This window comes from Bacteriovorax sp. BSW11_IV (assembly GCF_000447755.1).
In the GTDB taxonomy this organism is placed as follows: domain Bacteria; phylum Bdellovibrionota; class Bacteriovoracia; order Bacteriovoracales; family Bacteriovoracaceae; genus BSW11-IV.
Genome location: NZ_AUNE01000052.1, coordinates 162,970 through 187,365, shown reverse-complemented (window position 1 = coordinate 187,365; position 24,396 = coordinate 162,970). Strand labels below are relative to the sequence as shown.

The following is a 24,396-nucleotide window of genomic DNA, read 5'->3' as shown; positions in this document are numbered from 1 at the left end:
TTAATTCGATTCGGTCTCATCAGGAAGACTGGCCATTTTCCTCTCAAGAGCTTCAAGTCGCTTTTCAATCTCATCATTCTTAGCTCTAAGCTTCTCGTTCTCTTCTTCTAAATGACGAATCTTCTCATCTTGTTGTGACTGACCCACCAGATATTTTTGATAAAATTCTTTTGTGGCATTTATAACTAAAGGGATAATCTCTTGGTAGCGAACTCCTAGAAAACCGTTTCTTTCAGTTACCGCCTCTGGTAAAACTTTTTTTACATCTTGGGCAATAACCCCAACTCTTCGCTGTTGTTCAGAATCGTCTTCGTTATACCAATAAGTCACACCATCTATTTCACTCAATTTTGTAAGAGCATTAGGAATAGTTTCGATATCTCTTTTAAGTCTTCTATCAGAATTGGCAACCCAGGAAGTACCACCATTAGTAAGATAGGCGCCATTACCTGCTTGATTGTATATAATAAAATTATTTGAGCCATCAGGGCCCACTTGCCAAAATGTTGGTTGAGAAGAATGTCTAATATGTAGTGCGGCCGATCCACCAACGATATCCAATCTTGAACCTGGACTTGAAGTTCCAATACCAACGTTACCTGCACTTGTAATAACCGCTCTTTCAACATTTTGAGTTCTAAACATTATAGAAGATGGAATACTCGAAGCATCTGATTTAACACCAAAAAAACTTGAAGTGTCGTCACCACTTTTTGTTCCATACCAAAAATTGTCTGCGCCATCTTTTCCCGTTAGCCATTGACGGTTGGCAGTGAATTCAACAATTCCGGAACTATTTTCTAAAACCATCGCATCTGGCGAAGCTGTAGGTGCACCAATATGTGTTTTATCTGTAGCATCAACATAGATACCAAATGATGCCGTATTTGCAGAATTTGTAAGTCTAATTCCCTTGTGTGCAGTGTCGTCAGTTTGGACGATCGCCAGTTTTGATGTAGGAGCAGTGGCACCAATTCCGACGTTTCCAGTGACATCCGTAATTGTAAAACGATTAGCAAAAGATGCTGTCACATCTTGGATGCGAAATGAACCATCATTATGATGAACAAGGTTCCACTGTTGACCATCATCTTGAAGTCCAATTCCCATATATGTGTTTGTGCCACCCTTCTTTAAAGTCATCCATGAAGGCCAAAAGTGTCCGGCCTCCGTACCATCTTCAGACTCAACTCTAATTCCAGAAGCTCCCCCGCCAGCTTTTACAGTCATCTTATTCGTAGCATTTGGCGCAGACGTTCCAATACCGACATTACCAGTAGAATCGATGGTCATTCTGGTTTCTGCGGCAGTTGTCCCATTGGTTGTAAATTGCAAAAGGCCTGAACTTGTTACAATGGCATTTGATGATGTTGGATCCTTTAATTCTATTCTTGCAACGGCATCAGTACTTTCAACTAAAAGAGGGATATTAGATGTTGATTGAATATGAAGAGGCTGAGCAGGCGCATTTGTTCCGATTCCCAAATTTCCACCAAGTAAATAAGATGGGCCACTTGAAGTGAGTAAGGTTCCTAAGGTTCCTGTTGAATCATAAAGATTCAATTGCCCATTATTTGTAGCTCCAAGGTCTCCTAAAAGAGCATTTAACACTGCACCTCTTGTAATTCTTAAAAGTGGTGCATCTGCTTTTTCTAAGTGCAAAAGTCCAGAAGGAGATGCCGTACCGATCCCAACATTACCGTTACCATCAACTGTCAATCGTGGATCACCTGCATTGTTATCTTGTAAGATAAATTTATTCGCACCATTACCATGGCCATCAGCGGTAACAACCATTTGAAAATCGGCCCCATTGGTACTGGTATTTTGGAGTCTAATACCTGGCCCTGAAGTGGTCCCGCTGGCCGAGATATGAATATCTTTTGTAGGTGAAGTTGTTCCAACCCCTACTTTACCTGAATTGGTTATGGCCATTCTTGTATTAGTTCCCGTATTGAAAAGAATGTCTCCTGTTCCATTATTATCAGCATCGGCCGTAATCACTGAGTTCACATTATTACTTGTACTACTTGCTGTGACACCAGTTAAAGAAGAACCATCACCAATAAAGGCCGTTGCTTTTATATTACCAACTACATCAAGTTTTTCTGCAGGTGAACTTGTTCCAACTCCCACATTACCACTATCAGTAATTGTCATGCGAACTGAACCATCAATTTGACCAATTCCTGTCGTGAGAAAATATAAATAAGAACCGTGACCAGTAGCACTCCAGTCTTCAGCAGCTTTAGCAGATATACCAGTTGGATTATTTTGAGAAACAAAATTAGTTCCATCATGTCCACTAAAACTCAACCAACCTAATCGTGAACCATTTAGCATTCCCGTTGGCGCCGCCTCTGTTCCTCTTGCCCCTCTAAGTACAAGAAGACCTGCTGGATTTGTATTACTATAGGCGGTAGAAGAAATCCCTCTGCCGGCCCCAGTTCCACTCCCCGCTATTTCAAGTTGAGTATCAGGAGTTTGGGTTCCAACACCAACACTACCTGCAAAGAAGCTTGGAGCAGTAGCATCGTTAGTGAAAAATGACCATTTATTGGTTCCTTTCACTGTCTTAACATAGACACCGTAACCATTAGTAATATTCGCTTCAATTCCACCAGATGCGACTTCTACACCGTAGGCATTTTCAATTGTTCCGCTTTGTGCAGAATAACTCGCTCTCACTCCTACGGCGTGAGTGGTATTACCTGTAGACATGGAAACGATGGCCCCTTCTGATGCATGGGCACGAGTAATATTGGCCGCAGAGTTATGAACAAAGTAGCCGACATTAGAAGCATTTGTTCCAGTACTATCTAGTGCAGAATTATAGTTAACTGTTGATTGCAATCCTCTATTACTTGTCGCAGAAAGCGCGGTGTTATCAAGATCAAGAACGAAATGAATAAAGTTTGGAAAGCCAGCAACAGTATCAGTACTACTTCCTGCAACATGCAATTGGGACGTTGGCGTCGCTGTTCCTATTCCAACGTTACCTGTATTATAATAAATATCACTTCCCGTTTTAACCCATTTTCCATTGGCATCAATTTCGTTTGTGACATACGTTTTCATCGCACTTACAGATGCCGCTTGATCGGCTTCACTTCCTGCAGTTGAGTTAACGACTGAAGCACTCTTAGCTCGAGCGTCTGTAAAATAGAGATTTGTCCCTTCTGCAACATCAGTAGTTACCAAAGTAACGTTACTTGAGAGGGCCTTACCATTAACAGTTGTAGTCTTATCAACTTTGGTAGCATCTGCTGTATCTACATAAGTTTTAATTGAAGCGACACTTGGCGCTTGATCGGTTTGGGAACCAGCAGTTGAATTTACAACTGCTGCACTTTTAGCGCGAGCATCCGTAAAATAAAGATTTGTCCCTTCTGTAATATCTGTCGTGACTAATGTCACATCACTGGCCAGAGACTTACCGTTGATCGTACGAGATGTCGCGACCTTATTATTAAAGGTATTCCAATCTGTGCTTGAGAGATAACCATTTGTAGATGAGCTTGATTGTGTAATGGATAAATTTGGTGTTGCCCCACCACTCGATTGTAAAGGGGCCGTAACGGCAACATTGGTGACACTTCCTGTTGTGGGTGCAATCCAATTTAAATTTCCAGCACCATCAGTGGAAAGAACATATCCACTTGTTCCATTTGTTGCCGGAAGTATAAAGTTTAAATCTGCACTCATTGCATTATTTGCTTTTATCGTAACATAATTGATATCTGCATCTTTAAGTTTAATCCCGAAAGTAGAAGCATCAAGAGAGCCAGTCATTGCAATCGTTCCGTCACGTTTTACAAAATCAGTTGCCCCAACACCTGTAACTGCGTTATCGACATAGGCCTTAATGGCCTTTTGGGAAGGGACTTTTCCATCGCTATCCGCGGCCAAAGTAATATCGGTGTCAACATCTGAAGAATTGAACTTTGTGCCAATTGCAGTGGTGTTCGTCGCAATATCTGTAGCGTTAGTAGCAACACTTGTTTGTAAAGAAAGAATATCTCCTGCATTTGTAGAAATATTTGAAGTATTCGTTCCAACTGATGTACTTAGCGATGAAACATCTACCCCATCAACAGTTCCGACATTGCCAATATTATTTCCACCCATATCAAGAGCACCAGCTAAGGTGCCTCCTGTTAGAGGTAATTTTGCAGCAAGATCTGTTGCTAAATTTTGAATTTTTGATTGAGAGATATTTGCAGAGGCATTGATATCTGCATCAACAATGGAGCCGTCAGCGATTTCAGTTGAACTGACAGAACCGGCACCACCTCCCGAGAGGTCATCGCCCATAATCCATTTCGTACCATCATATTTTAAAACTTTACCCGCACTCGCTCCTGCCATATCAACATCAGACAAACCACTAAGAGAGTAGTCACCATCTTGAGCGGTAACGACTCCGTTTCTGCCGTTAAAACTAGTTACAGTTGAGCCGTTTGCGACTTTCTCCCACTGACCAAGAACAGCGTTGTAGATGGCCCAATCACCAACAAGCCATGAATTCGTACCTGGTCCACCTGCTAAATCTGTGGCCCCTGAACTTGTAACGATATAATAATCCCCGCCACTTGGTGAAACAGAAGGAGCTGCCAAACTTGAAGCATCCCAATTGCCTGCGTAGTTAAGTCCTGAAAGATCGGCCGGCCCCCACTCTCCTGCGGAGAATCTTAGAACCTGACCTTCTGCTGCTCCCATATCATGAATCTTTGTGGCCGTGACCGCTCCATCTTGAAGCTCAAACGTTACTGAAAATGTAGCAGAACCATAACTGTCACTGATAATGAGATTGAAAAGAGCACCAACTTTAAAAGAGATATTATTCAATCCATTGGCCACGATTTTAGATGCAGAGACAGACTCAATGGCAAAGTTTTCAGAAAAGCTATCTCCAGTTACTGAAACTTTTTTTGCGGATAAAAGATCTTCACCTTGAATGATGAGTTGATTATTTTCGATAGATACAGAAAAAACTTTCGCTTTATCCATCTGAGTTTTAGCACCTAAGATTTTATCTCCGATCCCAGAGATAGTGATGCTCCCCTTATCCATTACACATGACTGTGTTATGAATATGGTCCCAAACAAAAGAATAATGTGAAAATGTACCCTAAACACCTAATATAACTCCTCACATTCTCTTCGGAAATTTTAACTTAGCTCTAAGTTTTCCAAATAAAAGATCGTTATTTAGGCAACTTATGCCCGAGTAAAGGACTTAAGTGTTTAAAATTCGCCTCTGTCCGATGGCATCTTTACCTGCATGGCCTAATGACAAAGAGAAGCACTCGGTTTTATTTCGCATAAAACTTCTTTCATTTGATTTACTTTACTCTCCAATTTCTCATTCATATTTCTCAATGAAGAGATTTCTCTTTCTTGTTCTTGAGTGGCAGAAACAAGTAAAGGAATCATATTGGCCGTATTTAAAACATTGAAATCCTCAATAACTTTGTCACTGTATTTCTCTACAATTTTCTTTACCATTGTAGGGTCAACCAGTGCTACTTCTTGGGCGACAAATCCTGTCTTAACACCTGCAAGTTCCCTGCTACGACTTACATATTCTTTAATATATTCATAACGAACTGGACGAAGTTTCATAATCATCTCAAGTCCGTTTTGAACATCACGAATATTATCCTTCACTCTTCGATCAGAAGAAGTATCAAAGCTCGCTTGGGTCGAGCGGGCCACGCCATTGACATGTAAAAGATGCGATGGCGCAGTTGTTCCTATTCCAACATTCCCATCGTGATGAACAGTCATGCGAATAAAGGGCGAAGTCGTCCCATTTTGAGTTGTTTGAAATTGAATTTGACTTCCGGCCGCAGAAGCCGTTTGACTTTCAGTTGCACGAAAACTTATTGCACTTGAGTATGATCCCCAATTTGTTCCATCATGCCCCTGCGCTGAAATCCATGCGAGATTATCTCCCGATTGAACTGCTCCTGAAGATCTTCTCTTATAAAAATTCATCCCATGTCCTGAAGAACTGTTACTATTTCTCATTAAAACAGTTTGGCTTCCCTCAAGCTGTAAACTTCTATTCGCATAAATATAATCCGAAATAAGAAGTGCTGTACTTTCTACACCTGATTGCAAGGTTTGAAATGAAATATCCCCAGAGGCATTACCACTTGTTGCCGAAGTAGATTTCGTATAAATTCTTGAATAGGTTAATGATGACCCCGCACTATCAGGTGCAATGAATTTAATTTCACCAATTCGATCTCCACTAACACCAAGACCATCAACTCTTGATTTTGAGAATTCTAAATAGCTTCCAAAATTGCTGTCGCTATTTCTTGTAATACTTACGGTTGATGTACTCTGACTTGTTCCATAAACCTCGAGTCTCTTAGAGGGAGAGCTCGTCCCAATCCCCACACTGCCATTATTAAAATAAATATCACTTCCAGATTTTCCCCATTTGCCATTGGCATCTATTTCATTGGCCACAAAAGCTTTAACCGCTTTTTGAGAACTTACTTTAGTGTCACTATTTGCGGCCAATGCAGGGTCAATATCAATATCTGCAATATTTAATTTCGAAGCTAAGTCCGTTGTTAGATTTTGAATTTTTGATTGTGATATATTAGCAGTACCACTGATATGAGCATCAACAATTGCTCCATTTTGTAATTCAAAAGTTACCGAAAAAGAGGCAGATCCGTTTGAATCACTAATGACTAAATTAAAAATTGAACCCACTTTAAAAGAAATATTTTGAAGTCCATTGGCCACAATTTTATTTTCAGTAATGGATTCAATTGAAAAGTCTTCTGAAAAACCATCACCCGTAATGGAAATTTTCTGAACAGGCAAAAATGATTTTCCTTGGACGATCAATTGATTATTTGAAATTGCAACAGAACTCACTTGCGCACGACCTATTTGCGAGCTTCCACCTCGTGTATCATCATGAATTTCAGAAACATCAATATGACTATTGCCAACTACGCATGAAGCTAATAAACCAATAAGAACAACAAAATATATTGCTTTCATCACACCCTCCCCCTACTCGCGTGACTATTCGGACAGTGTTTAGAAAACATAAACACTCAGCTATAAATTTATGTAACTTAGGTGACTTATTCCTTATTTTTGACAATATCTAACGAAATCTTAATTCCCAATTTGTTTACAGGCCCTCTTTTGAATATTACTATGCGCCTAAATTTAACCCACACGAAGGATACCTATGAAAACTCTATTTGTTTTAATCGCTTTTGCAGCTATGACTCAAACTCAGGCCTTTTCTTGCAAACAGTACGAGGCCCAAGTCATTGGTAAAGTTATTTCTAAAACTATTGATGAAAATGGTGAATGCGCTCTTAGAGTAAGTCTTTGGCAAGTGAATGAGCACATTATGTGTCCACTTTCAAAAGGTGAAATCGAGAGCACTGAAATTACAGGTAGCTACTCTTGTTCATTTGAATCAGGCGATGATTTCTCAGGAATTGTTGTGAATGATGGAAAGACGACTTTTCTAGATTAGTCTTAAAAATATATTGAGACACTAGACTTCATCAGAAGTTCTAGTGTCCTCAAGACTTTCACGTTTTACTATCAAAAAACTCATCAATAATAAGATCACTGAAGGAATGACATCGAAAGCACAAAAAATCATTTCATACAGTGGCGTCGCTTTCAAACTTGGTAGCAAGATAAATTCACTTCCCATTCCATAAACAGATATCAGCACATATAAAATAATGACAGGTTTTAAATTGGCCTTAACAATAGCGGCCGATCTTTTAAAAACACTTTCTTCATTTTCATAAACAAGTGACACCATTGGACCAAAGGAATAATAAAATCCCACCAGAAGTCCAGGAATAACGAGTAAGCAAAAGCCTGCAATTAGGAGAATGACAAATTTAACTACAGTGAAGAAGTAATCAATGACTGACCATTTTTTATTAACAAGCAGAGAGAAAAATGAATGCTTCTCTCCTTTATCATTGGCCAAAAGTGAGAGAATAATAAAAATATTTAATAGCCCCACTAGTAAAGAAGTCACACCATCACTGACTAGGTATGCAATTTGATTATCACCAAGAAATAATCTCAAATAGACGCCAAAAGGTTTCAAGATTAGCATGAAAATATAAATGGGAAGTAAAGACACAAATGATTTTTTAAATAAGTTGATTGTGTCTTTTACAAGCATTGCAATTTCCTAAAATGTTTCAAATGTACGAGTAAGTTTATTCTTTCTCACACCTGGCACAGTGAAAATTCTGTTGTGAAAACTAATATAAATTCCAGGCCCCAATAATTTTGCGGCCAGCATGGCCTCAGTAACATTTTGAGTGGCATCGCTATTTTCGAAACCCATTGGTCTCATGGCCCCTGTGAATACGATTGGAACATTGAGATCAGTCATTTCTTGTTGAACGTATTCAGCGCTGACACTCATTGTATCAGTTCCATGGAGTACAACAATTGGTAGCCCCATCTGAGATTGGGCCTTAAGCGTATTTAATAAGAGCAAACGATCAGCATCAGTGAAATCCAATGAGTCCTTATTGATAATCGTAAAAACATTTAAATGCGTATAAGGTAAGCGTAGGCGCGAAAGAATCATTTGCTTTACAACCGACTCACGATTTAAGAGTGAACCCTCAACTTCATCGTAAGTTTTCTCAATTGTTCCCCCAGTTGTAATAATGATGACATCATCTTTATTTGGGAAAGGATTATTTGGCGTCATGTCGTCGCTCCTGCCTTTAAGGATTTTTCCTTATTATAATTGGAATTTCTTATATTTAGCCAAAAAAATTAAATTCGTCCATGGTTTGAACCTTGACGTTGGAGAAAATGGCCCCATAGTTAATGGGAGTTTAATTTAAAGAAGGAGTTTTTGACTATGAGCGAAAGAAAAGGAAGTATTTCCGTTCAAACGGCTGACATTTTTCCCATTATTAAAAAATGGCTTTACTCAGAGCACGATATTTTCATTCGCGAGCTTGTGGCCAACGCCACTGACGCCATTACAAAAAGAAGCACTCTAGGAAGAACTAGAAACGTAGAAGTTCCGGCCGGACGTGTAGAAATCAAAGTCGATGACAAATTAAATACAATTACGATCACTGATAACGGTCTTGGTATGACTGAATCAGAGGTTGAAAAATATATCGCCCAACTGGCCTTCTCTGGTGCCGAAGAATTTGTTAAAAAGATGGAACAAAATGGTGAGAAAAATAACGACATCATTGGAAAATTCGGTCTTGGATTTTACTCTGCCTTTATGGTGGCCAACAAAGTTGAAGTTGACTCACTTTCTATGGAAGATGGAGCAAAAGCAACAAAATGGATTTGTGAAGGTGATACAGACTACACATTTACCGAGTCATCTAAAACGGATGTAGGAACTACAATTACTCTACATATTGCAGAAGATTCAAAAGAATTTTTAAGTGAATTTAAACTTTCTACGACTCTTAAAAATCATTGCGATTTTATGCCTTACCCTATTGTTCTCATCAATGTGAACGAAAAACTAGAAGAAGGTAAAGAGCTAACACAACAACAAATCAACGATACAAACCCAATTTGGAAAAAAGACCCAAGTGAACTTAAAGATGAAGACTATAAAAACTTCTATCAAAAAATGTTCCCTATGGATGGTGATCCTTTATTTTGGATTCATTTAAAAGTAGACCACCCATTCACTCTTGATGGTGTGCTTTTCTTCCCGAAATTTAATCCTACGAAACCAATGACAGATAGAAATATCCGTCTTTACTGTAAGCAGGTTTTCGTTTCTGATAACGTAAAAAATATCATGCCAGATTTCCTAGGCCTTCTCAAAGGAACTGTAGACTCTGTTGATATTCCTCTAAATGTTTCTAGATCTTCACTGCAAGGTGATCCAAATATTTCTAAGATCTCAAACTATATTGTAAAAAAAGTGGCCGAGGCCCTTAAAAAATTATGGATAAAAGATCGTCCTCGCTACGAAGAGATTTGGGAAGACATTCATCTATTTATAAAATACGGATGTGTGTCAGATCCTAAATTTGATGAACTTATGAGAGAGCGTGTTCTTTTCAAAAATAGTGCTGGTAAGTTCATGACTTTGACAGAATATAAAGAATCAATTCCGGCCGAATACAAAGAAAAGCTTGGTGATAAAGTTATCTACTTTGAAAAAGAAAAATCAGACAACTCACTTAGAAAAGAGCTGCTAAGTGTTGGTGTGCAAACTCTAGAAGTAGACGACCATATTGATCCACATTTTATGCAACATGCAGAAACGAAGAAAGTTGGAGAGCACAACGTTCAATTCACGAGTGTTGATGCTGAAATTGCCAATATTCTTGAAAGCGAAAATACAAATGAAGAGGATATGAAAATCAAAGATCTTTTCATTAGCATCCTTGCTCCTAAAAAAGAGGGAGAGGAGGCCAAAATGGACGATACAGAGATCGAAATTGCCAAGATTAAGAACTCACACTCTCCGGCCTATTTCAAGGTAGATGAGCAAATGAAGCGCTTTTCAAAAATGGCCCAGAGTATGGGTGGAGGCATGAGTTTTCCTATTAAAAAGACTTTAGTCGTTAACCCCTTGAATCCTCTTGTGCGTAACGCATTGAAAATACATGAATCCGGAAAAAATGAAGCACTGGTTGAAAAATTATGTAAACACGTAGAAGATATGGCAACGATTTCTTCTGAAGGTCTGAAAGCAGAGCAAAAAGATCTGTTTATCGAAAGAACTCAGTCCCTCATGCAAGAACTCACATCAATTGCATTACAATAAGCGTCAGGGCATCCTTCTGGTTTTTTTTCAACGCAAACACTTATACACTTAGGTGTCTTGACCGCCCCTCCGCAAGGAGGGGTTTTTTATTGATGATTGGAAACTTTCCCCATAGAATTTTTCCATGCTAAACATCATCCTAAATTTTTTACTGATTATTTCAATTTGTACCTTCACCCTCTTGATGCAAAGAACTGCGAGTCACTTTAAACATAGTGGTTCAAAGACATTGTTCTTTATCTTGCTTGGGTATTTTATTTGGTGCTTTAGTGCCCTCAATATTATCCAGCTTCACGATATGGATTTACTTGTGGCCTTTACTCGCTTCAAGTTTATTGGCGTTGCTTTTATCTGCCCCCTATGGGCCCTCATTTTCATTCACGTTTTTTTCAAAGAACAAATCAAACTAACTAAAACTCTCACGACGATTATTCTTACCCCAGCTGCTGTCATTGCCATCACATGCTGGCTACCGTTTACAAGAGATTATTTCAGTTATGACTTTGAAACCATCACGATCCATGGAATAACAACCATTAAATATAAAGACGGACCCATTTTTTACTTTCATGTCATTTACACTTATCTGTTGCTATATACAGGTTTATTCTTTCTTTTTATTAAATTAGTTTTTTCTAAAACATTTAAATACCGTAGCCAGGCCACTGTTATTCTCATTAGTACTGGTTTTTCAATCTTTGCTGATACCTATGCCATGACTGTTGATGAAAACTATCGCTGGTTACAATTAACTCCTGTTACTCTTCTACCCTCTGCTCTAGGACTGAGTTTTGCCCTATTTAAGTTTGAGTTTTTAGACCTCTATCTACTCTCGCGCAATATTGCATTTGAAAATACAAAGAATCCAATTTTTGTTTTTGATAAATATAATACGCTAAAAAACTTCAACACTCAGGCCAAGGAATTATGTCATAATGAAATAAGGGCCGGGATCAATTTGGATAGAGTCTTCAGTTTTTTAAGCGACGAACAAGTGGCCAAGATTAACGATAATATTTCAATTACCATCCCTCATCTTGAACACGACCGATGCCGTTATTTTAGAATTGAATATGATCTAGTGAATAAGAAAAAGGATAGTTATCAAGGAAAAATTATTACTCTTCTTGATACAACAAAAGAGAAAGTTTTAACAAATGAACTAGAAGAATATATCGCGCTTAAAAATAAGCTACTCTCAATTATTTCTCATGACGTTTTGGGAAATATTAATAGTCTAAACTCTCTTTCAACTCAACTATTTGAAAAAGTCGATGAACTTGATAAAGAAAGAATTAAAAGAACTTTGGGTGTCATGAGCTACTCCTCCCTAGTATCTAAAGACTTTCTTTTCAATCTTCTCCACTGGATAAAAGGGCAAAACAAGACACTTGAAATTCACAAAGAAGAATTTTCTGTTTTAGATTTGATCGAAAGATGTACTAAAGAAGTTGGACCAATAGGCCATTCTAGAGAAGTTGATATCGTGAATAAGACTGAGAATAATTTTAAAATTCTCGCCGATCCAAATATTATGGCGCTTATTACAAGAAATCTCCTATCTAATGCTATTAAACATGGGGCCCGAAATAGTAATGTTGAAATCGAAGCGAAACAAGAAAATGGAACGGCCATTTTCTCAATTTCAAATAAAGGCGATAGAGTTTCTAACGCCTTTTTGAACTCACTATTTGAGAAAGAGAAGAGTAAGAAAAATCGTCTTTCTCCAGATTCAATTGGAATGGGACTCAATCTTTGCATTGACTTTGTTGAGGCCCACGAAGGAAAAATCTGGGCCACACCAAATGAAGACGGTGGATCGGTATTTAAGTTTTCAATCCCAATCCAACACGCTTAAGTCAAAAATTAGAGGTGCGAATCGAGAGTTTGCACCTTCTTCAAAAACTTTTCACGAGAGGCGGGAGTTGATTTTCGAACTTCAGCAAAATTTAAAACTTTCTTCGTTTTGATGCCGCAAAATTCGAGCACGGACTTTGTCAGCACCCGCGATGGCGCTGACCAATTTACAAGTTTTAACCAAAAATTTGGTGAATCCGAAGTCGTAATCACGGTTGCCGATTTTCCACTTAGAAGCTTATCCCAAAAAGGTGAATCTTTATGATAGCGAAAGGCAAATCCAGGAACAAAAACGCGATCAATAAAGCCTTTTAAAATTGCGGGCATATTCCCCCACCAAACAGGATAAATAAAAACAAGGTGATCAGAGTTTTGAATAAGTTCTGATGCGCGTTTTAGATCCTCTTCAAGGGGTTGCTTGGCATTTCCCTCTTTGTACTCCGTTTTAAGAACAGGATCAAATGTCATCTTGTAAAGATGAAGAGTTTCAACCCTATGACCGATTGTTCTTTTGTGATCGGCATATGTATTTGCTATGGCCTCATTGAAGCTTCCCTCTTTTGAATGGCCATTGATGACAACGATATTTTTCATTATTCCTCCAATGTTACCAACTGTAACATAAATGTTACCATTGTAAACATTGAAAATATGTTGTAGGATAAAAAAATGACAAATACCTATCATCACGGGGACTTGAAAGAGAGCGTTCTAACCCTGGCCATTGAATATATAAAAAAAGAAGGGCACCCCAATTTTTCATTAAGAGAATTGGCAACGAGTCTTGGCGTCAGTCATGTGTCACTTTATCGCCACTTCAAAAACAAAGATATGTTAATTAATGCAATTGTTGCGCGCTCATTTGAGAGTTTCCACCATGCCCTAACGAGTGCTCCAGTTCACAAGAAAGTCGATAAGCACCTTCTAAATGTTGGTCACGCCTATGTACAATTTGCTATTGATGAAGAGGGGCAATACCGCTCTATGTTCTATCGTTATTCGAGTGAACTCCAAGAAGGAAGTTGTGAGTATGCAGATAAGGCCTTTCTTTTTTTAATTGAACTCATTGAAAAAGGCATCAGCGAAAAAGTTTTCAAAAAAGTTGATCCTCAGATGGCGGCCCGCCATTTTTGGTCGGGACTTCATGGTCTTGCACTTCTAATTATCGATGGGCAATTTTATCAGACAGGTGAAAAAGAAATTGAAGAACAAGTTGAGTTTTCACTCAAACTTATTCTTCAATCTATTACTTTATAGTGCGCCTTCTAAGATAAGACCCACTTTTTCGAGATCAATATCTTGGTGCTCACCAAGTGCACCAAATTGACGAGACCTCAAGTTCTCCTTCACTTCTTCGATGAATGATCGATCCAGACCATAGTCACCAAGAGTTGTTGGAACTTCAAGCGAGTGGAAAAACTCTTCCATGGCCTTGATCCCTAATTCAATGGCCTTGTTCTCATCACTTTCATTGATACCAAATACACGATTTGCAAATTGAAGCAATTTCTCTTTTTTCTTATCTTTTTGCACTCTCAAAAGACTTGGCAGAACAACAGCAAGCGTTCTTCCATGGTCAATACCTTGAAGTGCTGTTAACTCATGACCAATTCCATGAGTTGCCCAGTCATGGACAACACCAACACCTATGATTCCATTTAGGGCCATCGTACAACACCAAACCATATTTGCCCTAGCATCGTAATCTTCCAAATTACTCATTACTTTTGGACCTTCTTCCAGCAAAGTTAAAAGAATCCCTTCTGCAATTCGGTCTTGTAGAGGTGTATTTACAGGATAAGTTAAGTACTGTTCTGTAACGTGAACAAAAGCATCAACGATACCATTGGCCACTTGTTTTTTTGGCAGAGAGAACATCACTGTTGGATCAATAATTGAAAATTTTGGATAAAGAAGAGGATGACCATAACCAAGCTTATCTTTACCTTTTGTCACAACTGTAAACATATTCATCTCAGATCCCGTGGCACTTAAAGTGAGCACACTTCCAAGTTCAATTGCCTTCGTAATTGGTAAACGCTTACGATAAACATCAAAGGGATCACTGCCTTCATAGCAAATGGCCTGTGCAATAAATTTCGTTCCATCAATTACAGAGCCACCACCTACGGCCAAAAGAAAATCAACACCCTCTTTTTTGGCAAGAGCGACCGCTTCCATCAGTGTTTCATAGCGAGGATTTGGTTCAATTCCTCCAAATTCAACGAATGAAATTCCTTCTAAAGCATTTACCACTTGTTGGTAAACACCATTTTTTTTGATACTTCCACCACCAAAAGTAATCATCACTTTTTTCTTGTTTTTCAAAAGATGAGAAAGCTTCGCAATCTCACCTTTTCCAAAAAGAACGTGAACAGGATTTTGAAATTCAAAATTTAACATGTCATGCTCCTAGATTGTTTGAAAAACTTCGTCTTCAGAAAATCGCACTTTCTTCAAATCTTGGTACTTATCATCTGCTGCTCTATAACCTACGGCAACAGCAGCAATCGTTGCATATTGAGAGTTGTCTAGCCCTAGAATTCTGTCGTAATCAGCTGGAGAAAGACCTTCTAAGCAACAAGTATCAATTCCTAAAAGAGCTGCAGCGAGTACGAGCTCTCCCATAGCTATATAAGATTGTCTTTGGGCCCAAGCAGATATATCTTGTTTTTGACCACCATTAACAATATTGGCCACCATCATATCTTTAAACCCTTTTAATCCTTCAACAGGAAGATTGCGAGTGTTTGCAATATCTTCAATGTATTTTTGAACATAACTCTCATCCATTGTTTTAAGAGCAGTAAAGACAATATAGTGAGAAGCATCTGTTACTTGTGTTTGATTCCAAGAAAACTCGCGCAATTGTGTGCGCACTTCAGGATTTTCAACAATGATAAACTTCCAAGGTTGTAATCCATAAGAAGACGGTGCCAAACGTAAACTTTCTTTTAAAACATTTAAGTCCTTTTCATTAATTTTCTTATTGGCATCAAAAACCTTCGTTGCATATCTCCAATCTAGAGCTTTCAAAATTTGTTCGTTCATTATTTAACTCCTTCACTTTTAACAGTGTTGTAAAATTCATCTATTTTATTTTTAAGTTCTGCTTCTCTTTTTGGATCAATGGCCACACATGAGAGCATTTTATCTCTCATTTCACAGGCCTTCTTTTGAAGCTCTTCACCTGATTTTGTCAAAGAGATATTAACAATCCTCTCGTCATCTGAGCATCGCTTCTTTTCAACATACCCCTTATCAATAAGACGTTTAATAAGTGGAGTAAGTGTTCCGGAATCAAGACAGAGTCTTTCTCCAAGATCTTTTACGTTTATTTTCTTTGTTTCCCATAAAACAATCATGGACAAATATTGAGGATAAGTTAAATCGATCTCATCCAAAAAGGGTCTGTACGTTTGAATCACCGCTTTACTCAGGCGGTAGATAGAAAAGCACAATTGCTTATGAAGAAGAATACTGTCATCAGTCACTATAATAGCTCCTTAATATCATCGAAAATTTCACTGGGTTTAACCTGAGGGGCATATCTTTTAACTGGTACACCATTTTTATCTACGAGAAATTTTGTAAAATTCCACTTCACGGCCTTTGACCCAAGAAGTCCTGGCAATGATTCTTTTAAGAAATTATAGAGAGGATGGGCCTCATCACCGTTTACATCAACTTTTGAAAATAATGGAAAAGTCACATTGAAAGTTAAGTCACAAAAACTTTGAATCTCTTCGGACTCACCTGGCTCCTGTGCTCCAAATTGATTACATGGAAAGGCCAAGACTTCTACCTTACCTTCAAAATTCTTGTATAGATCCTGAAGTTCCTTGTACTGAGGGGTGAAACCACATTTGCTGGCCGTATTTACTATCAGTAAAGGCTTGCCTTCAAACTCTGAAAGTGAGCGCTCTTTTCCTTTGATATCAATGGCCTTAAATTCATATACTGTTTTCATTAATCCTCCCTGTGTTTTTTGAAAATCTATCACAAAACTAAATTGTACACAATTTAATTATTGGCAATTTAGATATAAAAAAAGAGCTAGGCTAATAGGTGTCCAAAAAGCTATAATATTACTATGACAAAGAATAAAAATTACGAGGATTTACCTCACCTTCAAAGCTCATTTAAAGAAAATGTACGTGAAACAAAACGTATTGATGTCCACTCGCGTAAATCTGATAAAAAAGGAATTCGTGGGAAATTTGAAACAATCATTAGGAGTTTTCGCTCTTTTGCTTTTCTCATTGCCATCGCTCCCATGATCATTATCTATCTCCTGAGTTTTGGAATTGCCCTGACTCCCGGAGTGGCCATTGTCACTTCTTTATATGAATGGAGTGCTTCTTGGGCACTTTTACTTCGTGCTTTTTGCGTAGGAATGGGGATTGGTGTCTCTTATTTTATTTTTGGAATTTCTCTCGTGTTCTTGGCCCCATTTTTTAATTGGGCCTTAAGATTAAATTCTAAAATTAAATCAAATTGGCGTGGAAGTTGGTTCTCTATAGAGACACTTCCTTGGTATTACCACAACGCTCTTACACAGATGGTTCGTTATACTTTTCTCGATTTCATCACACCCACTCCCCTCAATATTCTCTTTTTCAAAATGATGGGTATGAAAGTTGGTCGCGGAGTTATGATCAACACTTCTAATATCTCAGATCCATGTTTAATTACTTTAGAAGATAATGTTACCATTGGTGGTTCGGCCACAATTTTTGGTCACTACGCACAGGGAGGATTTCTTATTCTTTCTCCAGTTGTGATCAAGCAAGGAGCAACCATTGGCCTTAAGGCCTCAATTATGGGTGATGTTATTATTGGTGAAAAAGTGACGGTAAAGCCTCATACGGTAATCCTACCGAAGTCTCGTATATCTAAAGGTGATCAGCTCTAGAAGTGATCACCTATTAAACTAGATTCTTAAAATATTCAGAATACTTTGCAAGCTTTTCTAGATAGGGATTGATATCTTCAACTTTCTCACGAGGCATTTCGCTTAGAGGATAAATATACTGGTCGGGCACATAGCGAAATGTCAGATTAATTCTGCGAGTTTCGTAGTCATCTAAATGATCATTGAATATGCGATTTCCCTTTGCCTCAACACGTTGGACGCGGTGAAAAAGCTCTTCTTTAAATCTCTTCGACCAAAAAATAAGTAGAGAGCCGTCGTTTAACCACATTTCATGAACAACGTTCTTTGGGTCCTGTGCCTTTCCCTTAACAAATTGGAACATGGCCCTCTCCCCCATGGAAATGGAGGCCACCGGTCCAGGTTCACTGTCTTTATGGTCTCCCACACGGGCCAAATCTTGCATCTGGCCGGCCTCATCTCTTTTTGAGCCGTAATAATTAATCAGACATGTATTTAGCTTCCATCCTTTTGGTACATCGTTACGGGCCATTTTATGAGTCATGGCCTCTATCTGATCCACAAGCTTTTGCATGAATGGAGGAAACTGCTCTGCCCTCAAGCAGCGATGTTCAAGGCCATGAGGAGGATGAAAATAATCAAGACAAGCAAATTGCCAATTGCCAAGCCAATATACCGGCCTTAGAAGGCCACGCCACGTATCCCCTTCTGGAGGGGGATTGGACTTTGAAAATCGCTCTTCCCAAATTGGATGAAATTTTTCGATTTCATTAATGAGCTGTTCTTTACTAGGTCCATTGAGAAAACCTGCATTGTAGTACATGCCATCGATGATTTTCTTCTTCGTGTTTTTAGCGGGTGATTTTTTTTTGTAATTTGATTGAGACATAATAAAGAGTATGCCATAGGCCTTTTGAAAAGAAAGGCCCCTATATCCTACAGGGGCCTTTTCTTCACATACGCCCCATCTCAATGGTGATGATAATGAGAGCGATTAGAATGATAAGATTTTTATTCACACCAACATCCTTGTAAGTGGAAGCCTCATGCCTAATAAAAATCTTAGCGTATTGAAAAACAATTCGTCAAAAAAATTAACAGCTTACAAAGCACTGCCAATTTTCGAAGGCGGCTAAACGAAAAAACAAAATAAATAATTTCATTTAATTAAGAAAGAGTCCGATAAATATTATCAGAAAGGTCAACTTATAGGCGACAATACAAACAATGAATAATCAAAGACTATTACTACTGCTAATCTTAAACTTAATTTTGCCATTTCCAATCATGGCCAAGTCGCTTCGTCCTTTCAGTGAAAAAGAAGTTAGTAACTTCTCTGGTGCGAAAAGAATTGCCATCTACAATACTTATATAAAGTTTCAGATTCTTGATGAGAGAAACACTCCCATCCCTCGCGTATCATCTTATTCATTCGGAACAAAAGATAAAATTGAAACATTTACGTCACTGTTCTTTCCAGAAAACGCCTATGCCAATGGTGCCAGTAAGTGCTTCTATGGTACTTATCCTAGCCAGGTCGTTAATCAGTCTTGTGAGCACCCTGCTAAAATTGCAAACAGTGGTTACAAATCGAGCTGTGGCCAAAACGAATTTCAATGTAACCCTCTTCTTTTTAAGCAAGGCTCATGTGTAGAAAACGCTGGACCATACCAAAACCTGACTGATGCTTGTATAAAAAAGGGAAAGCTTTCACCTTCTGAAATTGCAGATCTTGTCGCTTCCCCAAAATTTAGAAAATATCAAAACAATGTTTTAGAATATTGTAATCAGGCAAAACAAAGCGGCGACTGTATGGATCTCGAAAAGAAACTTGACGAGATTGTACGCGCTGATGACTCAATCAAGGCCGGACCAATTGTTCGCGACGTTGAAGAAATCATTCAAAATGTAAATAAACCGACATTAAATCGCGATTGTTTTGCGACCCAAGAAATTAACAGATGCCCACAAGTAATTGCAGACTCCCTTGATAATGTTTACTCAAATGGAGTTGTAGGTGCACTCAACTATGTCTTCAGTGATGGAAAATTCAAAGATCCGCGCTCGATTTGCCAATCTTCCCTTCCGAAAGATCTTGATATTGTAAAACTGAAATCAGAATTAAAAGAGAGATTTCCAAACGATGATCAACTCTCTCAATTTGCTGAAAAATGCGATTCAATCGCACTTAGCAAAGTTGAAGATGGAAGAAAAGAGTCAGACTCAAATGTAGCACCGGCCTATATGATGGTTGACTACAATATGAAATCAGAAAAGATTCAAAAAAGTATCAATGACCTTATGGAATCTAAGGCGAATTTAGATGCAACTCTTGGTGAAAATTCTTTCAATTGTAGTGAATTTAGAGGTTCATACTCTAATGCTAATCATTGTCTTGATCTAAAAGCCTGTGAACTTGGAAAGGCCAACGAACTTTTCGAGCAAAAACTGGATTCAACAACAAGTGCAGTTGAGGCCGCTAGAAAAATTCAAGATGAGTTGTATAAGATTAATAAAAAAATATCAAGTCTTGGATACGGTAGCTACATGAATGCAGGAGAAGCGGCACAGCTTATTGAGAGACAAAAAGAACTCAAAGCGCAGCAAAATGTTATTCTTGATAGCAATCCCATATTACGTGGGAAACATTTCAAAAAAATCATGGCAAAAGCACGTGCATCGACCAATGCTTATTCATACAATAAGCCAGCTCCTGAACCTACGAAAGATGAAATCAGTAAAGCACTACGCCAACAAATGAAGGACTCAAGTAAAGAAATTGATGGACTTGTAAATGACTATCAAAGAGCTCTTCAATGTCTTAAAGGTCAAAGAACAAGTTGTAGCGATTTCGATAAAATCCTTAAAAGAGCGAACTACAACACAGAAAATAGAATGTATCTCAAATCACCGAACTTAAATAAGCTCAACAACTTCTATACTTGTGTCGAAGGCTCAAAACAAAATAGAGACGAAGCAGATGAAGTTCTCATTGATGTCGGTGTTTCTATCGCACTTAGCTTCACCCCCCTATTTGCAGTGAACGTCTTAAAGGTTGCCGTAACAGCAAGTAAAGTCATTAAGGCCACAAGTACAATAAATAAAGGGGCACTTGCAGCAGATACTGTTTTTGCAGGAAATCAGGCCATGAAAGTTTACGACGCCTGTAAAGAGGCAGAAGTTACTTTCTTACAAACTCCAAAATCAGAAGTGAGATCATGTGGCGACAGAATGAAAGAAAGTTTAGCGGCCACAAATATGGATCGTTGTCGCACACAAGCGGCCTTTAGTGCGGCCCTTGCAGCACCTGTTGTGCTAAGCTCATTTAAATTGGCCAAAGTTCCAAAAACAACACCACCAACTCCTCCGAAGGCCACTGCACAAACACCGACAAAAACACCTCCGGTGAATAGACTTGCGACTTTAAAAGAAGCTGAGCAAAGAATTGCAGCTCAAAATGCTGTACCAAACGTTGGAAGTATTGCAGGAAAAGAATCTACAGCTGTTGCAACAAAGCAGTCCACTGCCGTTGCTAAAAAACAAGACGTGGTCCCAAAAGTTGAATCTCCAATAAGTGAATTCATTGGAAAAAGTACTGATATCGTTGTCTCTCCTCCAAGAGTTGCTCTTGAGAATGCTCCAATTCAAGGATTTGCAACGAGAATATTAGATCCTGAAAAACTTCCATCGCTAAAAGCTCTGACAGGACCTAAGCCAACGACTCCAAATTTACCTATTCCTTATAAGGCGCAGTTGCCGGCGACAACACCAAAAGTTGTAGAAGGGGAGTTTCTTGGCAAGGCCAATGAAGTTGTTCTAAGACCAAACTATAAACTTCTAGAAAATGCTCCAATAGATGTCACTCCAACAAGAGCTGCCCTTGGCCCAACAAAAGCTCAGCTACCTGCAAAGACAGGAACAGGTGTTGCGACAACAGGGCGTCAAGTTTCGGCCGAAGGAAGCGGAGAATATATTGGTAAGGCAACTGACGTCATCGTTAGACCTCCAATGAAGGCCATTGAGGCCGACGCACTTCCTGGAACATTCTCACGAGTTGTAGATGAACCAGCTAAAATTGCTCCAGTGAATAGATTAGCAACTTTAAAAGAGGCCGAGCAAAGAATTGCAGCACAAAATGCTGTGCGCACACCTCCAGTTAATAGACTCGCTACTTTAAAAGAGGCCGAGCAAAGAATTGCAGCAGGAAAACCACAACCAACAACTCAAGGTTCTGCTTTGAGAATTGTTAATGAGAGATCACCGCAAAGAGTGCTTGCCTCTCAAGCGGCTTCTATTGCTTATACGGCCTCTAGAGATAATGAAACAAACCAGAATCAAGTTCCTCCAACGACAAGTGCAGAGAATGAATCTGGCCCAGAAGTTCAAGGTTTACCAGGTGGAGAAATACCGCCAGAAGAACCTACTGAACCATCAGCTGAATCGCTATTTGATTTTGTTATTAATATATCAACGACTGAAACACATGAGCTGCTTACACCTGAAGTCATTTCTTCAATGCCAGATGGTGCCAGAGTTAGTTTTACATACTCATGTAATACTGAGATCGCTCCATGTAATGATAAAATTGAAAATGACGGTGTAAAAATAGCAAGAAAAGATAAAGAAAATCTTGTAACTGTAATTGGACTTTTAATCGGTGCTGATGGTAGTGAGCTTGCAAGAGTGGAACAGACACATATGGTCTCACCTCTTGATTCAGCTCCATCTCGTGATTCAGATGATGCAAATCCAGGAATTTCTATTAAGCTTGTTGAAGTTAAAAAAGAAGAAAAGAGTTATAAACTTAAAGTTGTCAAAAATGGTAATTTCACTAAAGATCATATTTGGTTCTGTTCTAAAGTTAGGATCAAAAAAGATGAATCTCCAAAAGCGGCCTGTTCAGAAAGCTCTGGTGGAATTGAAAGAACTTATGCAAGAAAGTCTTATAGCTACTACGTTAAGGTTAAACAACAAAAGAATGATTCGAATGAATTTGTTAACGCTAATTTTCTAGTTAGAAAATGTGATACTGATGCCTGTTTAAATCCTACATCAGATCGTGCTCCTGCAATGGCCCTTCCGCCTTCGGGAACAAATACTCCACCGAATAATTTAAATTTCAACATTCCAAGAAAGAAAGTAATTATTACTCCAGGATTCCTCTAATTTAAAATGAGGAATCCATTTCATTTCTTCTGACAAATGGTAAAACATTATTTTCGACTGTGTTTTCTTGATTGCGCTTAAAAGGAACAATCTTATTATAGAGTTCCACAGCAGATCCTGAACAATCATTACAATGGGTCTGAGTAGGACGCATAAAGATTTGAACTTTCTCAATTTCTTCAAGACATTCAACACAGTGACCAAAAGTTCCATCTTCGATACGCTCTAAGGCCATATCAAGCCTTTTTAAATAGTGATCGCGATTCTTTGCCAGCTTTACTTTGAGGGCACTCTCCTCGTTGCGCCAAATAAAATCATTTTCTAAATCGTAATTACTCTGCATGTGCTTGCTACGCATAACTAAGAATAATTCTCTAAAGTGACTTAGTGTTTTCTCATCCATTGAAACTCCCAATAAACGTTCATCGCACTCCCTTCCTAGGAGATGTCCGTACTATTGCTAAAACTGTGCCAATGATTTTTAAAAATGAGATGATGATTTTAGGAACTTAGATTTGGGATGGTGTCAGCGCGCCTCCGGCACATGGGCCAAAGCGCGCCCTACCATTTTTTTAGTCCCAGCGATTGTAAATAATGTTTACGTGGTCGAGCATATCTTTTGAAACCATAAAGTAACCAACGTCACTTTCAACATAACACACTTTAGAAAATGGTTTGCCTGGAATCATTTCTACACAGCTCTCGCCCATGGCATTTTTATTTGCGAGACCTAAGTCATGGGCCTTACAACCAATTGACTTCGCAACCTGTACGATGGCCTCTTTAGAAAAAGACATGGCGTCTTCATCAAAGTCATTATTTAAATCAATGTCGTTAATTTGGAATGACCTACTATCGTGATTACCGTCGTCGACAAACTTCATGTAACATTCATTTGCGTTAGCACCCATTGCGGATAGTAGTAGAACAATTGCCATTAAATACTTCATAAAAACTCCTTTTTCTAGGATCGCAACCTTCGATCTCTAGACAACTTATTTATAAAAGATTTATCGCAATTGTTAAATTATATAAAAGACATATTATCTATATAATTTATAGATACAAAAATAAAAGGCCCCACTTCATGTGAGGCCGTTTTATGACGTTATATTTTTGAATTAAACTGCAGCATATTTTTGAACTTCTTTGAAGGCCTTTTCTAACGTTTCACCGTTAGTAATGAGCTCAGTTCCAATAGTTTTTGATCTTTTCGCGTATAGTAAGTGTCCTTCATTTCTTTCGTGCTCTTCTTTACAGTTGATGCACATACTTGCAGTAGGACGGGCAAGTAATCTTTTTTCTCCGATGTCACCACCGCAGTCTTCACACTGGCCAAACTCGCCATTTTCAATCTTAGTTAGGGCCTCATCGATTTTTCTGAAAAAGAAGGCCTCGCGTTGCTTTAACTTTAAAACCATTGCGCGATCTCTTTCAGCATTTGCAAGATCAGCATCATCCCCGCCTAATCTTGTCGATCCCATTTCATCATTTGAATCTAGGGCAACATTACCGTTTTTCATTTCAAGAAACATTTTTTTGAAGTGCTCCACGTTGATTGTCATAAAATCCCCTTTTCCTTTTTCATCTACCGTGATGAAAGTCTTCAGTGAGTTTGTTCCTTAGATGATTAAAAAGCTTCTGTGCCTTAGTGCGATCTTCCTGATCTTCATCTCCATCCTAG

The 24,396-nt window shown here is 38.5% G+C and carries 19 protein-coding genes; 6 read left to right on the top strand and 13 right to left on the bottom strand.

Annotated elements, in window-relative coordinates:
- A complete protein-coding gene (locus tag M899_RS18045) occupies positions 1-5,073 on the bottom strand; it encodes a tail fiber domain-containing protein (RefSeq protein WP_021272431.1) in 5,073 nt (1,690 codons plus the stop codon).
- A gap of 216 nt (positions 5,074-5,289) precedes the next feature.
- The gene (locus tag M899_RS15635; RefSeq protein WP_021272408.1) at positions 5,290-7,032 is read right to left on the bottom strand and encodes a tail fiber domain-containing protein; all 1,743 of its coding nucleotides are present in this window, start codon (positions 7,030-7,032) and stop codon (positions 5,290-5,292) included.
- Positions 7,033-7,228: 196 nt separating this feature from the next.
- On the opposite strand from M899_RS15635, the gene M899_RS15630 reads away from it, so the two are divergent.
- Positions 7,229-7,525, top strand: a complete 297-nt coding sequence (locus M899_RS15630; protein WP_021272441.1) for a hypothetical protein — start codon at positions 7,229-7,231, stop codon at positions 7,523-7,525.
- A 21-nt stretch (positions 7,526-7,546) separates the two neighbouring features.
- On the opposite strand, the gene M899_RS15625 is transcribed toward M899_RS15630, so the two are convergent.
- Positions 7,547-8,200, bottom strand: a complete 654-nt coding sequence (locus M899_RS15625) for a hypothetical protein (protein WP_021272402.1) — start codon at positions 8,198-8,200, stop codon at positions 7,547-7,549.
- A 9-nt stretch (positions 8,201-8,209) separates the two neighbouring features.
- Entirely contained in the window at positions 8,210-8,743 is a 534-nt protein-coding gene (locus tag M899_RS15620; RefSeq protein WP_021272311.1) for an asparaginase domain-containing protein, read from the bottom strand.
- Between the two features lie 156 nt (positions 8,744-8,899).
- On the opposite strand from M899_RS15620, the gene htpG reads away from it, so the two are divergent.
- Complete coding sequence (gene htpG / locus M899_RS15615) at positions 8,900-10,795, top strand: molecular chaperone HtpG (RefSeq protein ID WP_021272433.1); 1,896 nt, start codon at positions 8,900-8,902, stop codon at positions 10,793-10,795.
- Positions 10,796-10,919: 124 nt separating this feature from the next.
- Complete coding sequence (locus M899_RS15610) at positions 10,920-12,653, top strand: sensor histidine kinase (RefSeq protein ID WP_034729829.1); 1,734 nt, start codon at positions 10,920-10,922, stop codon at positions 12,651-12,653.
- An 8-nt stretch (positions 12,654-12,661) separates the two neighbouring features.
- Here M899_RS15610 and M899_RS15605 read toward each other — a convergent pair whose 3' ends face one another.
- Complete coding sequence (locus tag M899_RS15605; protein WP_021272429.1) at positions 12,662-13,246, bottom strand: NAD(P)H-dependent oxidoreductase; 585 nt, start codon at positions 13,244-13,246, stop codon at positions 12,662-12,664.
- A gap of 75 nt (positions 13,247-13,321) precedes the next feature.
- Here M899_RS15605 and M899_RS15600 point away from each other — a divergent pair, with 75 nt between their 5' ends.
- Positions 13,322-13,909, top strand: coding sequence for a TetR/AcrR family transcriptional regulator (locus M899_RS15600; RefSeq protein WP_021272361.1), 588 nt, complete (start codon positions 13,322-13,324; stop codon positions 13,907-13,909).
- On the opposite strand, the gene M899_RS15595 is transcribed toward M899_RS15600, so the two are convergent.
- From M899_RS15595 to M899_RS15580, 4 genes are read right to left on the bottom strand one after another with little or no spacing between them, the layout of a single operon-like run.
- Entirely contained in the window at positions 13,904-15,055 is a 1,152-nt protein-coding gene (locus tag M899_RS15595) for an iron-containing alcohol dehydrogenase (protein WP_021272348.1), read from the bottom strand. The two genes, M899_RS15600 and M899_RS15595, sit on opposite strands and share 6 nt — an antisense overlap.
- Positions 15,056-15,064: 9 nt before the next feature.
- Entirely contained in the window at positions 15,065-15,703 is a 639-nt protein-coding gene (locus tag M899_RS15590) for an NAD(P)H-dependent oxidoreductase (RefSeq protein WP_021272349.1), read from the bottom strand.
- Positions 15,703-16,146: a MarR family winged helix-turn-helix transcriptional regulator gene (locus tag M899_RS15585; protein ID WP_021272445.1), complete on the bottom strand. Its 444-nt coding sequence runs from the start codon at positions 16,144-16,146 to the stop codon at positions 15,703-15,705. The genes M899_RS15590 and M899_RS15585 overlap by 1 nt, the downstream gene beginning before the upstream one ends.
- Positions 16,146-16,622 carry a glutathione peroxidase gene (locus M899_RS15580; protein ID WP_021272334.1) on the bottom strand — a complete coding sequence of 159 codons (477 nt, stop codon included), beginning with the start codon at positions 16,620-16,622 and terminating at the stop codon, positions 16,146-16,148. The genes M899_RS15585 and M899_RS15580 overlap by 1 nt, the downstream gene beginning before the upstream one ends.
- 123 nt (positions 16,623-16,745) lie before the next feature.
- Here M899_RS15580 and M899_RS15575 point away from each other — a divergent pair, with 123 nt between their 5' ends.
- On the top strand, positions 16,746-17,567 hold the full coding sequence (locus tag M899_RS15575) for a transferase hexapeptide repeat protein (protein ID WP_021272426.1): 822 nt from the start codon (positions 16,746-16,748) through the stop codon (positions 17,565-17,567).
- Between the two features lie 13 nt (positions 17,568-17,580).
- On the opposite strand, the gene M899_RS15570 is transcribed toward M899_RS15575, so the two are convergent.
- Positions 17,581-18,435, bottom strand: a complete 855-nt coding sequence (locus M899_RS15570) for an alpha-ketoglutarate-dependent dioxygenase AlkB (RefSeq protein ID WP_034729825.1) — start codon at positions 18,433-18,435, stop codon at positions 17,581-17,583.
- Positions 18,436-18,773: 338 nt separating this feature from the next.
- On the opposite strand from M899_RS15570, the gene M899_RS15565 reads away from it, so the two are divergent.
- Complete coding sequence (locus M899_RS15565) at positions 18,774-22,712, top strand: hypothetical protein (RefSeq protein WP_021272286.1); 3,939 nt, start codon at positions 18,774-18,776, stop codon at positions 22,710-22,712.
- Position 22,713: 1 nt separating this feature from the next.
- Here M899_RS15565 and M899_RS15560 read toward each other — a convergent pair whose 3' ends face one another.
- The 3 genes from M899_RS15560 to M899_RS18040 form a co-directional block, all read right to left on the bottom strand.
- Complete coding sequence (locus M899_RS15560) at positions 22,714-23,115, bottom strand: TraR/DksA family transcriptional regulator (RefSeq protein WP_021272391.1); 402 nt, start codon at positions 23,113-23,115, stop codon at positions 22,714-22,716.
- A gap of 169 nt (positions 23,116-23,284) precedes the next feature.
- Entirely contained in the window at positions 23,285-23,662 is a 378-nt protein-coding gene (locus M899_RS15555; protein WP_021272305.1) for a hypothetical protein, read from the bottom strand.
- 171 nt (positions 23,663-23,833) lie between these two features.
- Positions 23,834-24,277 carry a TraR/DksA family transcriptional regulator gene (locus M899_RS18040; protein WP_021272438.1) on the bottom strand — a complete coding sequence of 148 codons (444 nt, stop codon included), beginning with the start codon at positions 24,275-24,277 and terminating at the stop codon, positions 23,834-23,836.
- Positions 24,278-24,396: the final 119 nt, after the last annotated feature.

What these genes read in the sequence shown, in the direction of transcription:
- M899_RS15595 (WP_021272348.1), bottom strand. Translation starts at nt 15,055, where the DNA reads ATGTTAAATTTTGAATTTCAAAATCCTGTTCACGTTCTTTTTGGAAAA.
- M899_RS15565 (WP_021272286.1), top strand. Translation starts at nt 18,774, where the DNA reads ATGAATAATCAAAGACTATTACTACTGCTAATCTTAAACTTAATTTTG.
- M899_RS15560 (WP_021272391.1), bottom strand. Translation starts at nt 23,115, where the DNA reads ATGGATGAGAAAACACTAAGTCACTTTAGAGAATTATTCTTAGTTATG.
- M899_RS15575 (WP_021272426.1), top strand. Translation starts at nt 16,746, where the DNA reads ATGACAAAGAATAAAAATTACGAGGATTTACCTCACCTTCAAAGCTCA.
- M899_RS18045 (WP_021272431.1), bottom strand. Translation starts at nt 5,073, where the DNA reads ATGGATAAGGGGAGCATCACTATCTCTGGGATCGGAGATAAAATCTTA.
- M899_RS15555 (WP_021272305.1), bottom strand. Translation starts at nt 23,662, where the DNA reads ATGAAGTATTTAATGGCAATTGTTCTACTACTATCCGCAATGGGTGCT.
- M899_RS15600 (WP_021272361.1), top strand. Translation starts at nt 13,322, where the DNA reads ATGACAAATACCTATCATCACGGGGACTTGAAAGAGAGCGTTCTAACC.
- M899_RS15590 (WP_021272349.1), bottom strand. Translation starts at nt 15,703, where the DNA reads ATGAACGAACAAATTTTGAAAGCTCTAGATTGGAGATATGCAACGAAG.
- htpG (WP_021272433.1), top strand. Translation starts at nt 8,900, where the DNA reads ATGAGCGAAAGAAAAGGAAGTATTTCCGTTCAAACGGCTGACATTTTT.
- M899_RS15580 (WP_021272334.1), bottom strand. Translation starts at nt 16,622, where the DNA reads ATGAAAACAGTATATGAATTTAAGGCCATTGATATCAAAGGAAAAGAG.
- M899_RS15635 (WP_021272408.1), bottom strand. Translation starts at nt 7,032, where the DNA reads ATGAAAGCAATATATTTTGTTGTTCTTATTGGTTTATTAGCTTCATGC.
- M899_RS18040 (WP_021272438.1), bottom strand. Translation starts at nt 24,277, where the DNA reads ATGACAATCAACGTGGAGCACTTCAAAAAAATGTTTCTTGAAATGAAA.
- M899_RS15570 (WP_034729825.1), bottom strand. Translation starts at nt 18,435, where the DNA reads ATGTCTCAATCAAATTACAAAAAAAAATCACCCGCTAAAAACACGAAG.
- M899_RS15620 (WP_021272311.1), bottom strand. Translation starts at nt 8,743, where the DNA reads ATGACGCCAAATAATCCTTTCCCAAATAAAGATGATGTCATCATTATT.
- M899_RS15610 (WP_034729829.1), top strand. Translation starts at nt 10,920, where the DNA reads ATGCTAAACATCATCCTAAATTTTTTACTGATTATTTCAATTTGTACC.
- M899_RS15630 (WP_021272441.1), top strand. Translation starts at nt 7,229, where the DNA reads ATGAAAACTCTATTTGTTTTAATCGCTTTTGCAGCTATGACTCAAACT.
- M899_RS15625 (WP_021272402.1), bottom strand. Translation starts at nt 8,200, where the DNA reads ATGCTTGTAAAAGACACAATCAACTTATTTAAAAAATCATTTGTGTCT.
- M899_RS15605 (WP_021272429.1), bottom strand. Translation starts at nt 13,246, where the DNA reads ATGAAAAATATCGTTGTCATCAATGGCCATTCAAAAGAGGGAAGCTTC.